This is a genomic window from Gilvimarinus japonicus, from assembly GCF_042847215.1.
Lineage (GTDB): Bacteria > Pseudomonadota > Gammaproteobacteria > Pseudomonadales > Cellvibrionaceae > Gilvimarinus > Gilvimarinus japonicus.
Genome location: NZ_AP031500.1, coordinates 870,120 through 885,920, shown reverse-complemented (window position 1 = coordinate 885,920; position 15,801 = coordinate 870,120). Strand labels below are relative to the sequence as shown.

The following is a 15,801-nucleotide window of genomic DNA, read 5'->3' as shown; positions in this document are numbered from 1 at the left end:
GCGCTACAACCTGTCGTGACAGGTGCGAGAGGAGTAAAAAAACAGAAAGGGGTTATCGCAAGGTACGATGTATATAAGAGGCGGGGTCAACCGAGCGACCGTTTTTGTACACTTCAAAGTGCACATGGGGGCCTGTCGAGCGACCAGTAGAGCCCATTAAAGCGATTACTTGGCCTTTTTTAACGACATCGCCAACCTTAACTTTATTTTCTTTGTTGTGCGCGTAACGGGTAGAGAAACCACTGCCGTGATTTACCTCAACCAAATGACCGTAACCGTGGCGATCGGCGGACCAAGTCACTACACCAGCCGCGACAGCAACGACATTGGCGCCCTCTTTACCGGCAAAGTCGACACCTCCGTGCCACGCAATTTTGCCGGTAAATGGATCGGTGCGGCGCCCATAGCGCGACGACATCCAGCCTTTTTCGATTGGGCGCCCCGCCACAAAAATATCTTCTTTTAAACGCCGATTTACCAGCAGTGCATCAAGCGTCTCAAGCTGCTGCTCACGATTTGCGATCTGGCGAGACAGCTCATCAATGGCATCAATAAAGCTTGGCGGCGAGTAAGCATCACCAAACTCCGCTTCTTCTGGGCCTCCTAGCGCCGGCAACTGGCTAAAATCAAACTCACCGGAATCGAGTTTGGCTATGTTGGTTAGGCGCTCACCTAGCGCGTCCAAACGCACCAGCCGCGCCTGCAACTCGGCAACCTTTAACGTTAGCGCGGCAACGTCAGCCCGTGCGCGCTGGCGGCTTTCCTGCACTTGACTTTGCTGCTCGGCCAGTGCGGTATCCCAAGCGCGCCGAGATTCCGCCGTAAATAAATCGCTGTTGTTTTGTGCTACCAACAGGTGATAACCCAAAACCCCCGCTACCGCAGGCAAGCCCAGAATACACACCGACAATAAAGCACGCGTCCAGCCGCCCAGCGTAATGCTGCGCGCGTGACCGTGGCGTTTACTGACGAGAATAATCTTCATAGTAGCGTGTTTGTCATTTAACCTTTATTCAATATGTCATGTCTTTTCGCTAAACTTGTGCAGCAATAGCGAACACAGATAGCAACGGCGCAGCGCTAGTGAGCACTTACTAGCCTCACGCCCCTCTGAAAAACAGAAGGCTCATACACCGAAGCTTAAAAATCATCGTTATATTGCGTAAGTATTTATATTTCGATTTCGTTATTTACACTGCAAATTCTGCCAACTATATAAAAAAGGCCCGCAGAGTACAATCTGCGAGCCTCATTTTGACGCCGATTGCGTCACTAAAGTAACCGGCGAGAGCTATATCGCGAGTAGAGGCTTCATATAAGAGATAGGCGCCGCATTCTCGTCATCAAAGGTCACTACTTCCCAAGCGTCTTTCTGTGCAATTAACTGACGCAGCGACTTATTGTTAAGCGCATGACCTGATTTGTGCGCTTTAAACTCACCAATCAAGCTATTACCCAGCAAGTACAAATCGCCAATCGCATCCAGCACTTTATGCTTAACAAACTCGTCCTCGTAACGCAGACCGTCTTCGTTAAGGATGCGGTACTCATCCACCACAATCGCATTATCGACGCTGCCGCCTTTGGCCAAGCCCTTTGAGCGTAAGTACTCGATCTCGTGCATAAAGCCAAAGGTGCGGGCGCGACTGACCTCTTTCACAAATGAGGTGCTAGAAAAGTCGACTGAAGTCTCGAGCGCCCGCCCTTGAAATACAGGGTGATCAAACTCGATCGAAAACGACACTTTAAAACCATCAAAAGGAATAAAGCTGGCGGTTTTATCACCATCTTGGACGGTAACAGGACGCTTAATGCGGATAAACTTCTTCGCAGCCGCCTGCTCTTGAATCCCCGCCGACTGGATCAAAAACACAAAAGGGCCGGCACTGCCATCCATGATAGGCACTTCAGGGGCGCTTACCTCGACAATCGCATTGTCGATGCCGAGCCCGGCCATGGCCGAGAGCAAATGCTCTACCGTCGATACCTTTACATCGCCTTTGACCAAGCTGGTCGACAAGGTGGTATCGCCGACGTTTTCAGCCTTAGCTTCGATCTCAACCACAGGATCGAGGTCGACGCGACGAAAGATGATTCCGGAGTCTACCTCTGCGGGCAACAGAGTTAGATACACTTTTTGGCCGGTGTGAAGACCCACGCCAGTGGCGCGAATCGCATTTTTGAGGGTACGCTGTCTGATCATTGTTGGGTATGGCTCTAATAGATGGTGTAAACAAACATCCCGTGCAGGCGTTATATTTGATCGCACAGGTCGGGGTTAATTAACAACAATTACCAACATTAACCCGCAACTTGCCAACAGTTTTGACCCAAAACAACAAACTAGGCCCCAACAAAACCTCGGCACAGCGATATCGCCCATCTTTTCTGGCTGCGTAAAGCGGCGAACTATAGCAAAAAAAGGCACAATTCACCAGCAATTGCCGACCCGTCGCACACACTTGGTGCGACCGGGCACAACGCCCACCGAGCTACGTATCAGGCGGCTCAGCGGGCTTATACGAGCAACCGCTTAATCGGCTTGGCGACGCAAAAAGGCCGGAATATCTAAGTATTCCATATCCTTATCGGCGGCCGGTGCGGCAGCCGCTGCTTGCCCCCCGGCATTACGCATTACAGTCGGACGATCCAACGCAGAGTAATCTAACTGACCATCCGCGCGTCGCGTATTATCCACAACCACTTTGGTCGGGGACTTAGCGGCCTGCTCGGCAACACCGAGACCGGTCGCCACAACCGTAACCCGCAGCTCATCAGACAGCTCGGGGTCGATAACGGTTCCCACTACAATGGTCGCATCGTCAGACGAGAACTCAGCAATGGTCTCACCTACCTCACCGTATTCACCCAAGGACAAATCCATACCTGCGGTAATATTCACCAGAATCCCGCGCGCGCCCTGCAAGTTAACATCTTCCAGCAGCGGACTGCGGATAGCCGCTTCGGCCGCTTCGCGAGCACGGTTATCACCGGTGGCGTGAGCGGTACCCATCATTGCCATGCCCATTTCCGACATAACGGTTTTCACATCGGCAAAGTCGACGTTGATCATGCCGGGGCGGATAATCAGATCGGCAATACCTTGCACCGCGCCTTGCAGCACGCTGTTTGCCGCTTTAAAGGCATCCAGCAGGCTAGTTGCTTTGCCGAGTACCGACAGCAGCTTTTCGTTAGGGATCGTAATTAACGAGTCGACTCGCTCCTGAAGCTCTTTGATACCCGCTTCAGCGACTTGCATACGCTTACGGCCTTCAAACGGGAACGGCTTAGTAACAACCGCAACGGTCAAAATATCCATATCGCGCGCAACCTCGGCAACAATCGGGGCGGCACCGGTACCGGTACCACCACCCATGCCAGCGGCGATAAACACCATATCGGCGCCTTGCAGCACCTCGGCAATCCGCTCGCGATCTTCCATCGCCGCGTGACGGCCGATCTCTGGGTTAGCACCAGCGCCCAACCCCTTGGTCATGCTGTTGCCCAACTGCAACGCAACGCGCGCATCGACGTCTTTAAGCGCTTGCGCATCGGTGTTAGCACACACAAACTCTACACCTTCAACGTTGTTTTCAATCATGTGCTTCACGGCGTTGCCACCGCCACCGCCGACGCCGATAACTTTGATCACTGCATTTTGTGGCATACTGTCTACGAGTTCGAACATGGCTTTATCCTCTCTTCCGTAAAGTAAAATTTAAAAAGTTAAAAATAAGAAATTAAAATTCGCCTTGAAACATTCTTTTCAGCTTTGCGAGTAAACCAAGCTCGCTATCTTTGGCCGGTGTTGCATGGTTGTCGCCAAGATGTTGCTTTAGCGCATACTGCAAAAGCCCCACACCGGTGGAGTAAATTGGGTTGTTCACTATGTCGGACAAGCCGGTAATATTTTGTGGTGCACCTAAACGCACCGGCATATGAAAAATCTCTTCGGCCAGCTCGACCACACCTTCCATTTTTGCGGTGCCGCCGGTTAACACAATGCCGCCGGGCAGCATGTCCTCAAAACCGCTACGGCGCAGCTCGGCCTGCACTAAGGTAAACAGCTCGTCATAGCGCGGCTCGACGACTTCTGCCAAAGCTTGGCGAGATAAATTACGTGCAGCCCGATCCCCTACACTCGGCACCTTGATGGTTTCATCAGGGCCGGTCAGTTTGGCCAGCGCACACGCGTATTTAATTTTTATCTCTTCGGCATTTTGCGTCGGCGTACGCAACGCCATGGCAATATCATTTGTCACTTGATCACCAGCGATCGGGATAACACCAGTGTGGCGAATCGCACCATCTGTAAAAATAGCAATGTCGGTAGTGCCACCACCGATATCGACAATGCATACTCCCAAATCGCGCTCGTCATCGGTCAACACCGAATAACTTGACGCCAGCTGCTCCAGGATGACGTCTTCGACCTCTAAGCCGCAACGCTTAATACACTTCTCAATATTTTGCGCTGCATTCACCGCGCAGGTCACTAAGTGGACTTTAGCTTCAAGCCGCACCCCCGACATTCCCAAAGGCTCTTTCACGCCCTCTTGATCATCGATCAAAAACTCCTGCGGTAAAATGTGCAGAATTTTTTGATCGGCGGGAATCGCCACCGCTTGCGCTGCATCAATCACCCGGTCGACGTCTTGTGAAAAAACCTCGCGATCTCTAATGGCAACGATGCCATGAGAGTTCAAGCTGCGGATATGGCTGCCCGCAATACCGGCATACACCGAATGTATTTGGCAGCCTGCCATTAACTCAGCCTCTTCAACGGCGCGCTGAATAGAGTGCACCGTCGACTCAATATTCACTACCACGCCTTTTTTTAAGCCGTTTGAGCGACACGAGCCAATACCGACAATCTCCAAATCCCCGTCAGGGGTGATGGCGCCGACGATGGCAACCACTTTGGATGTGCCGATATCCAAGCCCACTATCATTTTGTTGTCGTTTGAGCCCGCCATGTAAATGGACCTCTTCCCCAATGCTAAAAGTGTGTGAGTTAACTGGCCTCTTGCACCAGCACTTCATATTCATCGGACCAAGCTACCGCAAGGCCATTGGTATAGCGCAGATCAACCCGCACTACGGCTTCAAACTGCTGCATTAAATGTTCGTCGTACACCAACAAAAAACGCTGTATTTTTTCCGCCAAGTCGTCTTTCCCTAACACCAGCTCGGCGCCACGCGCCAGAGTAATACGCCATGCGCTCAGCTCATCGACCCACAGCCGGGCAATACTCAAGTTGCGCGAACGCAGCAAACGCGACAGGTCTTGGTACTGCTGCATAATCCGGGCAGACTGTTGCTCGCGACCGTTCAGCTCCGGCAAATCACTCAGCAGTTGCGTCTCGGGGGTATAAATAACCTCACCGCGTTGGTTTAAAAAGCCGTTGTCACCCCAGCGTGCGATAGGCACTTGCTCTACCAAGGTAACCACTAGGGCACTGGGCAAGCTGCGGGTTATCACCGCGCGTTCGATCCAGCCGTGCTGCTCAATTTTCTGCTTTAGCTGCGCGATATCTAAATCGACAAACTCGTTATCAATGGCCGAGCTGATCAAATCTGTCGCCGCCTCTCGGCTGACAAAATGAAACGGACCTTCGACCCGTACTTCATCGACCGGGTGTTGCAATACGCCATTGATCGCCGCGCCACCATAGTGATAAACCGAAAAGCCCACCCCGCCAATAAACATCACTAGCGCAACCCGTGACACAAGCGAGAGCAAACGTGCCACAACGGCGGCACTCGACGAACGGCTCGCGCCTCGCGGCATCGCCTGCCGGTAACCTTTGGCCCGCCCCGCCCGCTTGCTCATTACCCTAAGCTCTCCGCCAAAATCGCCAGTATCAATTCTGAAAACCCCAGCCCTGCGGCTTTCGCTGCCATCGGTACTAAGGAGTGATCGGTCATCCCCGGCACGGTATTGACCTCCAACATCTGAAACTTTCCGGCCCCATCGCGCATCACATCAACTCGCCCCCAACCACGGCAGCCTATGCTACGAAACGCTTGTAACGCTTGCGCCTGTAGCTCTTGCTCAACCGCTGCATCTAATCCACAAGGGCACAAATAGCGTGTATCATCGGCCAAATACTTCGCATCATAATCGTAAAAACTATGATCGGTTTCGAGCTTGATTGCCGGCAAAGCTCGCTCGCCCAAAATGGCTACGGTGTACTCTTCACCGCGAATTAAACGCTCGGCAATTACCACTGCATCAAACTTAGCGGCCGCGGCGTAAGCCGCTTGCAACTCAGCAACGTGGCTAACCCGGGCCATGCCAATACTTGAGCCTTCATGGGCGGGTTTAACCATGACTTCACCGCCCAGTGAGGCCAACACATCGGACCAATCACAATCTTTGTTGAGTACTAAAAAGTCTGGCGTAGCGACACCAATACCACGCCACAATTGCTTAGTGCGCAGCTTATCCATACCAATCGCGGATGCCTGAACATCGCTACCGGTGTAGGGAATGTCCAAATATTCCAACACCGCCTGAATACGGCCGTCTTCACCGCCGGGACCATGCAGCGCAATAAACGCACGATCAATACCGGCCTTTTGCAGGTGATCAATGCTGTGCTCACCAATATCAATCGCAACATGATCGACACCCAGTTCGGCTAAAGCAGACACCACCGCCGCGCCGCTGCGCAGGGATATATCGCGCTCAGCCGAGCGGCCACCAAACAAGACACCGACTCGACCTAACTGTTTAATAAGTTGGCTGTTTTCAGCTTTCATTTAACGCTAATACCCATTACTGAATTAATTGACGCTTAGCGAGCTCGATCGCCAATGCGCCCACGTTGCCCGCACCTTGGGTGATAACAATGTCACCTGGACGAACGATATCTTTGACCACGGCGGGCACACCATCGATGCCCTCAACAAAAATAGGGTCCACCTGTCCTCGATTGCGAATACTGCGCGATAACTGACGCCCATCCGCACCGGGAATCGCCTCTTCTCCGGCGCTGTAAACTTCCAACAACACCAGCGCATCAACACCCGAGAGAACATCGACAAAATCTTCAAATAAATCACGGGTGCGGGTGTAACGATGCGGCTGATACACCATTACTAAACGGCGCTCAGGCCAACCATCGCGAATCGCCTTGATCGTTGCACCCACCTCGCGCGGATGATGCCCATAATCATCCACCAACATGGCGGTGCCATCCTCGACAGGAAAGTCACCGTAAACCTGAAAGCGACGACCAACCCCGGCAAAGTTACCTAACCCGGCCACAATAGCGTCATCGCTAACGCCTTCGTCCCGCGCCACCGCGATTACCGCCAAAGCATTTAAAATATTGTGCACACCGGGGATATTAAGACGTACCGATAACACCTCCGCTTCATCGCGGCGCACCACGTCAAACTCGCTAAACATTTTATCTTGGCGAATATTAACCGCGCGTAAGTCGCAATCTTCACCCAAACCATAGGTAATAACCGGGCGCGCCACCTCGGGCAAAATATCTCGCACCACAGGGTCATCACCACACACTACCGCCAAACCATAAAAAGGCAGGTTGTGTAAAAACTCGATAAAGGTTTGCTTCAGTTTAGAGAAGTCACCTTCATAGGTATCCATGTGATCAGCATCAATGTTGGTAACAATCGCCACCATCGGCTGCAAGTGCAAAAAAGATGCATCACTCTCATCAGCTTCAGCCACTAAGTAGCGACTCTCGCCCAGCTGTGCGTTACTGCCGGCGCTATTTACCAACCCACCGATAATAAAGGTGGGGTGCCGATCAGCCGCTGCCAGCACCGAGGCCAGCAAGCTTGTGGTCGTTGTTTTACCATGGGTACCTGCGACCGCAATACCGTGGCGGTAACGCATCAACTCGCCCAACATTTCGGCGCGTCGCACCACTGGTATACGGTTATCCCGCGCCGCTTTCATTTCCGGATTGGACTCATCCACTGCGCTGGAATTTACCACCACATCGGCACCCATCACGTTATCGGCGCCGTGACCAAAAAAGATACGCGCGCCGAGCCCCGCTAAGCGCTGAGTCACACTAGATTCTTTTAAATCCGAGCCCGAGATGTCGTAACCCTGATTAATCAACACCTCGGCAATACCGCTCATACCCGCGCCACCGATGCCGATAAAATGTATTCGGCGAATACGGCGCATCTCGGGCACTTCGTAATACTTCATAACTTTATCCATTGATAAGCTCCTCGGTAAGCTGGGCTACCGCGCCGGCCGCATCGGTTTTATGCAATGTCCGAGCAGCGTTTGCCATTTGCTCCAAGGTGCGGCGATCGGACAAGCGCTCATAAAGCACTCGAGCCAGACTCTCAGCATTTAGCTGAGCCTGAGGAATACTGATACCAGCGCCTGCGCCCGCCATAACTGCCGCGTTGTGCGTTTGATGATCATCAATCGCGCTGGGTAACGGAATAAACAAAGCACCGAGCCCGACGGCCGCCAACTCGGCCACCGTTAAGGCGCCAGCACGGCAAATAACGACATCAGCCCACGCGTAAGCCGATGCCATATCATCGATAAATGGCTCGACCCGCGCATTTACTTGATGTTCAAGATAACCTGCTAGCGTCGCCTCTTCGTGGCGGGCACCGCACTGGTGCCAAACATTAAACGTAAGCGCTGGCGCGCAGCCGGCCAAGGCTTTTGGCACTAACTCGTTAATCGCGCGCGCGCCCAAGCTACCTCCCAGCACCAGCAATCGTAGCGGCTCACCTTCACGCTCGGCAAAGCGCTCAGCCGGAGCAGGTAAAGCGATAATCTCATCGCGTACGGGGTTGCCCACCCAGCGGCAGCCGGGCAGTACATCGGCAAAGCCAGAGGCAACAACCCGGGCAAACCGCGCTAAAATTTTGTTGGTTGTACCAGCAATTGCGTTTTGTTCATGGACAACCAAAGGAATACGCAACAGCCAGGCGGCCAACCCACCGGGGCCAGAAGCAAAACCACCGAAACCCACCACAACATCGGGCTGGCGCTTGCGCAAAACACTAATGGCCTGCCAGAGTGCCGCCACAATTAAAAACGGAGCCTTAAGCAAACCTAAAGCGCCACGACCGCGAACACCTTCAATACGGATATAATCAATGTCGATCCTGGCGTCGGGGATAACACGCGCCTCAATCCCTTTGCGCGTGCCCAACCAAGACACCTGCACCTGATCTGCGCTCAAACGACGAGCCAATGCCAGTGCCGGAAACACGTGGCCGCCGGTACCGCCCGCCATAATCACCACCCGGCTCATGCGCCCACCTCGGCCGCATCTGGTGCAGAGTGTTTAACGCGAGACGGATTAGTGACTGACGTTTTTTTCTCGGGAATCGCACGCATCTCAATATCAGCGCGCACGACAAATGCCATAAGGGCACAACTGACAATCAAACTACTGCCACCATAGCTAATAAATGGCAGGGTTAACCCTTTAGTCGGCAACAAGCCTGAGGCAACCCCAATATTAATAAACACTTGCAGAGAGAAAAGCACAGCGACACCAAACACCGCAAACGCCAAAAAGTAATTGTCGCGGCTCATGCAAGTACGAAACACTCCTAAAATACGCAAGACTAAGGCACCGAATACGGCAATCAGCAAAGCCCCACCAAGCATGCCAAACTCTTCAGCGTATATCGCAAAAATAAAATCGGTGTGAGCTTCCGGCAGGTAAAAAAGCTTTTGCAAGCTATTACCTAAGCCCATACCAAGCCACTCGCCCCGGCCAAAAGCAATCAGGGATTGGGTAAGCTGGTAGCCGGCGTTAAACTGATCGGCCCATGGGTCCATAAATGTGACCAAACGTTTCAACCGATACGGACTCATAATCGCAATAGCGGCCATAACAGCCACCGCGCCAAGGGCTAAAGGAAAAAAGTAACGCAGCTTAAGGCCGGCAATAAACATGACCGCAATAACGGTAACCGCAATCACCACGGTACTGCCAAAGTCTGGCTCTAACACCAACAGTAATAACACCAGCGCCAACAACGAAATTAATTTTCCAAACTCACGCCAGCCACTTAACCCTTGCGGATAACGCTGCGCAAAATAGTTAGCAAAAAACATCAATACCGCAAACTTAGCGACTTCTGATATTTGCACCGCAAAAAAACCAAAACTAATCCAGCGCTGCGAGCCATTAACCCGCTTGCCCACCCCTGGAATCAAAACCGCCGCCAACAAAACAACCGCGATAATTAGCAAAGGCACGCTAAAGCGCCGCCAAGTATCACTCGGCAACAGCAAAACCACACTGGCACCTGCGGCACTCATCAGCAAAAAGACTAAATGACGTTTTAAAAAGTACCAGCTGTCATCGTAGGTAGCATTGGCAAACGCCACCGACGCCGAGGCAACCATCACCAACCCAATAGACAAGAGCGCAAGCCATAGACAAATCAGTGTGCCATCCACAGAGGTGCGGGAATAAATAGCTAAGGGCTGCGACTTCATTGCAACCCTCCTACCGCCTGACGAAACGCATCGCCACGGGCTTGATAATCGCTAAACATATCAAAGCTGGCACACGCGGGGCTTAACAACACGCCATCACCTACCGCAGCGGCAGCCTGTGCTTGGGCCACAGCCTGGGCCATAGAGTCGGCATACTGGTAGCTCACCTCGCCGTCGAGTAACGAGGCAATTAACTGGGCATCTTGACCAATTAACACGCAGCTACGGGCATGCGTTTTAAGTGCGGGCAACAGCGCCGCAAAGGTTTGGTCTTTTGCCACACCACCGAGAATAACAACCAGTTTTCCGTCTTCGCGTGCCAGGCCGTTAACAGCCGCCAGCGTTGCTCCGACATTAGTGCCTTTGGAATCGTTGTAATAACTCACCCCTGCGACATCGGCAACCCATTCGCAGCGATGCGCAAGGCCGCTAAACGAGGTAAGAACCGACAGCATCACATCGACCGGAAAACCCGCTGCTTTGCCAATAGCCAGTGCCGCTAAAGCGTTATCGATATTGTGCCGCCCCGGTAACTTTAAAGCTGACGCTGGCACTAACGCTGTTATCCCATCGCACAACCAACTTTTACCCTCTTGCTCGCGCAGTCCCATATTTTTAAAATCGGCCCCGCCACCAAATGAGGTGCGTAACACATCATCGGCGAGCGGCGGCTGGGTAAGCGGATCGGTACGGTTAACCACCACGTGTTTAGCGCCATAGTAAATACGCTGTTTGGCTCGATGATAGGCCGGCATACCATCGTAACGATCAAGATGATCGGCACTGATATTTAAAATACAGGCGACATCAGCGCCCAGTTTAGTCACTGTTTCCAACTGAAAACTCGACAGTTCCAACACATACAACTGAGCATTTTGCGCCAGTAAATCCAGCGCTGGTGTGCCTAAATTGCCACCAACAGCAACATCAATACCCGCCGCCTTGGCCATCTCACCCACTAAGGTGGTTACTGTGCTTTTGCCGTTAGACCCGGTAATAGCAATAATAGGCGCGTTAACATGGCGCACAAACAACTCAATATCACCGACAACCGGCACACCCAAATCGTGCGCGGTGGCAATCGCGGTCATACTCAGCGGCAGCCCCGGGCTTAGAACGATCTCGTCAGCACTTTGCAACAGCCCCTCATCCCACACCCCAAACTCGCAGTGCACATCGGGGAACTCGGCCGCTATAGCATCCTGCGCCGGTGGATTTTCCCGGGTATCAAACAATACAAACGGCATATTCTGCTCGCGCAGAAAACGCGCCGTAGACAGACCGGAGACTCCGGTGCCCACAACGGCGATCATTCTGCTGGATGCGATTAAATTGCTCACGTTTATATAGCCTTACCTAACGTAACTTCAGTGTCGCCAGCCCAAACAATACGAGCATGACGGTAATGATCCAAAAGCGCACGATAACCCGTGGCTCAGGCCAACCTTTTAATTCAAAGTGATGATGCAACGGCGCCATTCTAAAGATTCGGCGCCCGGTTAATTTGTAAGAGCCCACCTGCAAAATCACCGAGACTGTCTCCGCCACGAAGACCCCACCCATAATAAAGAACACCACTTCGTGACGAACAATAACGGCGATAATGCCCAGTGCTGCGCCGAGCGACAAAGCGCCAACATCACCCATAAAGACTTGTGCGGGGTAGGTGTTAAACCACAAAAAACCTAAGCCGGCACCGCACAGCGCGGCACAAAAGACCACCAACTCACCACTACCAGGCACATGGGCAATATGCAGGTACTGGGCAAACTCGTAGTGCCCGGTGACATAAGCGATAACACCAAGGGCGCCGGCCACCATAACCGAGGGCATAATGGCCAAACCATCGAGACCATCGGTTAAATTAACCGCATTACTCGCACCAACCACCACAAAGTAGCTCAGCACGATGTAAAAAATCCCCAACGGTAATGCAAAGCTTTTTAAGAACGGCAAGAACAGCTGTGTTTCAACCGGCAATGTCGCCGTCATGTACAGATAAATAGCCGCACCCAAGCCACCGACAGACTGCCAAAAATATTTCCACCGCGCGGGTAAACCACGGGAGTTTTTCTTAACGACTTTGCGGTAGTCATCGACCCAACCCACCGCACCAAATATTGCGGTCACCGCCATTACCACCCACACGTAACGGTTACTTAAATCGGACCACAGCAAACTGCTGATAAATATGGCTGCCAGAATTAAGGTGCCCCCCATCGTCGGGGTGCCTGATTTACTCAAGTGCGATTGCGGACCGTCATCGCGAACCGACTGGCCAATTTGCAACTGATTCAGTTTGCGAATCATCCAGGGCCCTAGCAGTAACGAAATCCCCAGTGCCGTCATCACACTCAGGATGGCGCGCAGTGTTAAATACTGAAACACGAAAAAGCCGCGAAAGTATTCTTGTAGTTGTTCGGCCAGCCATAACAGCATTTATTGGTTCTCCTCGTCAGTCAAAGCCCGAACCACGATATCCATTCGGGCACTGCGCGAGCCTTTTATTAAAACAGTATGGTCGGCACCTATCGTCATTTTTTGCAGATGCGCGATCAAATCACTGTGCTCATCAAAATGTTTAGCGGTGCCCGAAAAATTATCGGTAACGGCCTGAGCCAATGAGCCACAACTGAATACCGCTTGAATATTTTTGTTAGACGCATAGGCGCCGATCTCGGCGTGCAGCAAGTAAGCCTCTTCGCCCAACTCACCCATATCGCCAATCACCAAAATGTTGTCACCGGGCATTTCGGCCAAAACATCGATGGCCGCACGTACGGAGCCCGGATTGGCGTTGTAGCTATCGTCGATCACCCGGGCTCCATTGGCCCCAGCTTTAACGTTCATGCGCCCCGACACTGGAGCAAATGCATTTAGCCCGGCACAAATAGATTCGTCGCTCGCGCCAACCGCCTGAGCACAACAGGCAGCAGCCAGAGCATTGCGTACATTGTGCAGCCCAAATGCCGGCAAATTTATCGCCAATGTCCGGCCCTGCAAGTGCAGATTAAAGCGGGTGGTCATACCGCATGGCGTAATATCACTGGCGTAACAATCGGCGGCGGAGTCGGACAACGAAAAACCAATATGCGCACGATTGTGTAGCTGTGCTAACCACACAGGGGCAAACTGATCATCCAGATTAATCACACAGCAACCATCGGCTGCAACGCCTTGGTAGATTTCACCTTTGGCATCGGCCACACCTTCAATCGAGCCAAACCCTTCCAAGTGCGCCGGCATTACATTGTTAACCAGCGCCACATCAGGCTGGGCCAGCTCACATAGATAAGCGATTTCGCCGATAGCACTGGCGCCCATTTCGATCACCGCATACTGCTCCGTCCCCTCGAGGCGCAACAAGGTTAACGGCACACCAATGTGGTTGTTAAAGTTGCCTTGGGTGGACATAACCTCCCCCTCGCAACGCAAAATACCGTCAACCATAGAGCGCACCGAGGTTTTACCGCTAGAGCCGGTAATGGCGACGACTGGCCCCTCAAAGCGCTCGCGATTTAAACGGGCGATCTCACCTAAGCCGAGCGTGGTATCGTCTACCTGCAACTGCGCCAAAGTGCACCCCGGCACGGGAGTGTCCACTAAAGCCCCGACGGCGCCGGCGTCTTGCACCGCAGCCAAATACTGATGCCCATCGAAGCGAGGTCCGCGCAGCGCGACAAAAAAATCGCCCGCTTGAATCTTGCGCGAATCGGTACAGACCCGGGTAAAGCTACGGGACTCACCACTGGCACTAGTCATCAATTTATAAGCCAGTTCGCGCTGCAGCTGCGCGATCGTCATACTGCCGATCATGCCTGCCCCCCTTGAGCGTCTTTTTCAAGGCGCTTCACGAGGGCGGCACGCGCTTGCTGCACATCACTAAACGGCAGCTGACGTTGCGCAAAAATTTGCACCGCCTCATGCCCCTTGCCAGCCAGCAAAACGGTGTCACCGGCACGTGCTTGCTGCACTGCTAGATCAATCGCTTTATCGCGCTCGGCAATTACTAGACAGCGCTCGGGGTGATGCATGCCACGGACGATTTCACCGGCAATACTAGCCGGGTCTTCACCGCGCGGATTATCGTTGGTCACTATGGTGTAGTCCGCTGACTTTTCAGCCACTCGCCCCATAGCCGGACGTTTTTCACGGTCGCGATCACCGCCACAACCAAACACACACCAAAGGCTGCCTTCGGTGTGGCGTCGCAGTGCTCGTAAGGTTTTTTCTAGCGCGTCGGGCGTGTGAGCATAATCCACTACCACCTGAACCCCTTGATCGGCGCGCAAACGAACCTGTTCCATTCGCCCTGGGGCGGATTGCAACCTAGGGACGACCGCTGCGATTTTATCCAACGCGTAACCCTGTGATATCGCCACCGCGATCGTGGCTAAAATATTACTGGCATTAAAATCGCCAATCAGTGATGAGGTAATCTCAGCACTTCCCTTCGACGTGTGCACCGTACCGGTGATACCATCGGCACAATAGGTTAACGCCTCGAAATAAACATCAGCTTTTTTTGAGCTAAGGGAATAACTGAACACCTGCTCCAGCGTTTCGGCTTTTTTCAGTAGTGACTTACACCAACTGTCATCGCGATTGATAATCGCGCACTGCAAATCACGCGCTTTTAACAAACGCGCCTTAGCTTTGCCGTACGCTTTTAAATCACCGTGAAAATCTAAATGATCGTGGGATAAATTGGTGAATACCGCCGTCGACATGCGCACGGCTTTAACACGACCTTGCGCCAGCGCATGGGAAGACACTTCCATCACCACTGAGCCAATACGCTGCTCAGCTAAATCACGCAACAACGCCTGGCTGGAGATAGCGTCGGGCGTTGTAAAGCCGGTCGCCTGCAGTGGCTCGCCTACCCGGCCGTAACCGAGCGTGCCAACTACCGCCGCACGCTGCCCAAGCGCTTCAAGCAACTGGGCAATTAACAAACTGCACGTGGTTTTACCGTTCGTGCCAGTCACGCCAATAATGTTTAGCTCCGCGCTGGGGTCAGCGTAAGCACGAGCGGCGATAGCACTCATTTTTGCGCTTAGCCCCACCACCGAGATTAACGGCACCGAACCACGATATTCCACCGCCGGCGCTTTCGCTTCGGCCTCCATGACCACAGCACTGGCGCCACGGTGAATCGCATCACTGATATAGTCGCGCCCGTCCACCGTCGCGCCCTGCAGCGCGACAAAAACATGGCCCGGCATAATGCGACGACTATCAGCCTGCAACACGGACCAACGCACTGAATCCAACTCGTGCAAGGATTCATCGTCCAGCACCTGGGCCAGGGTCATAGCGCGCTCATT

13 protein-coding genes are annotated in these 15,801 nt (G+C 52.9%); all 13 read right to left on the bottom strand.

What is annotated here, in order from left to right:
• Positions 1 to 52: 52 nt before the first annotated feature.
• Entirely contained in the window at positions 53 to 985 is a 933-nt protein-coding gene (locus tag ACGHAD_RS03740; protein WP_339616421.1) for a M23 family metallopeptidase, read from the bottom strand.
• A gap of 306 nt (positions 986 to 1,291) precedes the next feature.
• The gene (gene lpxC, locus ACGHAD_RS03735; RefSeq protein WP_339616420.1) at positions 1,292 to 2,203 is read right to left on the bottom strand and encodes a UDP-3-O-acyl-N-acetylglucosamine deacetylase; all 912 of its coding nucleotides are present in this window, start codon (positions 2,201 to 2,203) and stop codon (positions 1,292 to 1,294) included.
• Positions 2,204 to 2,533: 330 nt separating this feature from the next.
• Positions 2,534 to 3,688, bottom strand: coding sequence for a cell division protein FtsZ (gene ftsZ, locus ACGHAD_RS03730; RefSeq protein ID WP_339616419.1), 1,155 nt, complete (start codon positions 3,686 to 3,688; stop codon positions 2,534 to 2,536).
• A 52-nt stretch (positions 3,689 to 3,740) separates the two neighbouring features.
• Positions 3,741 to 4,976, bottom strand: coding sequence for a cell division protein FtsA (gene ftsA, locus ACGHAD_RS03725; protein ID WP_339616418.1), 1,236 nt, complete (start codon positions 4,974 to 4,976; stop codon positions 3,741 to 3,743).
• A gap of 38 nt (positions 4,977 to 5,014) precedes the next feature.
• Positions 5,015 to 5,833 carry a cell division protein FtsQ/DivIB gene (locus ACGHAD_RS03720; RefSeq protein ID WP_382413790.1) on the bottom strand — a complete coding sequence of 273 codons (819 nt, stop codon included), beginning with the start codon at positions 5,831 to 5,833 and terminating at the stop codon, positions 5,015 to 5,017.
• Positions 5,833 to 6,765 carry a D-alanine--D-alanine ligase gene (locus tag ACGHAD_RS03715; RefSeq protein WP_382413792.1) on the bottom strand — a complete coding sequence of 311 codons (933 nt, stop codon included), beginning with the start codon at positions 6,763 to 6,765 and terminating at the stop codon, positions 5,833 to 5,835. The genes ACGHAD_RS03720 and ACGHAD_RS03715 overlap by 1 nt, the downstream gene beginning before the upstream one ends.
• 16 nt (positions 6,766 to 6,781) lie before the next feature.
• Positions 6,782 to 8,209, bottom strand: a complete 1,428-nt coding sequence (gene murC / locus ACGHAD_RS03710; protein WP_382413794.1) for a UDP-N-acetylmuramate--L-alanine ligase — start codon at positions 8,207 to 8,209, stop codon at positions 6,782 to 6,784.
• On the bottom strand, positions 8,202 to 9,272 hold the full coding sequence (gene murG / locus ACGHAD_RS03705; protein WP_382413795.1) for an undecaprenyldiphospho-muramoylpentapeptide beta-N-acetylglucosaminyltransferase: 1,071 nt from the start codon (positions 9,270 to 9,272) through the stop codon (positions 8,202 to 8,204). The genes murC and murG overlap by 8 nt, the downstream gene beginning before the upstream one ends.
• A complete protein-coding gene (gene ftsW / locus ACGHAD_RS03700) occupies positions 9,269 to 10,474 on the bottom strand; it encodes a putative lipid II flippase FtsW (protein WP_339616413.1) in 1,206 nt (401 codons plus the stop codon). The genes murG and ftsW overlap by 4 nt, the downstream gene beginning before the upstream one ends.
• Positions 10,471 to 11,814 carry a UDP-N-acetylmuramoyl-L-alanine--D-glutamate ligase gene (murD, locus tag ACGHAD_RS03695; RefSeq protein ID WP_382413798.1) on the bottom strand — a complete coding sequence of 448 codons (1,344 nt, stop codon included), beginning with the start codon at positions 11,812 to 11,814 and terminating at the stop codon, positions 10,471 to 10,473. The genes ftsW and murD overlap by 4 nt, the downstream gene beginning before the upstream one ends.
• Before the next feature lie 16 nt (positions 11,815 to 11,830).
• Positions 11,831 to 12,913: a phospho-N-acetylmuramoyl-pentapeptide-transferase gene (gene mraY, locus ACGHAD_RS03690; RefSeq protein ID WP_339616411.1), complete on the bottom strand. Its 1,083-nt coding sequence runs from the start codon at positions 12,911 to 12,913 to the stop codon at positions 11,831 to 11,833.
• Positions 12,914 to 14,290, bottom strand: coding sequence for a UDP-N-acetylmuramoyl-tripeptide--D-alanyl-D-alanine ligase (gene murF / locus ACGHAD_RS03685; protein WP_382413802.1), 1,377 nt, complete (start codon positions 14,288 to 14,290; stop codon positions 12,914 to 12,916).
• Positions 14,287 to 15,789 (bottom strand): UDP-N-acetylmuramoyl-L-alanyl-D-glutamate--2,6-diaminopimelate ligase, encoded by a 1,503-nt coding sequence (locus ACGHAD_RS03680; RefSeq protein WP_382413805.1) that lies wholly within the window; start codon positions 15,787 to 15,789, stop codon positions 14,287 to 14,289. Before ACGHAD_RS03680 ends, murF begins: the two co-directional genes overlap by 4 nt.
• Positions 15,790 to 15,801 lie beyond the last annotated feature (12 nt).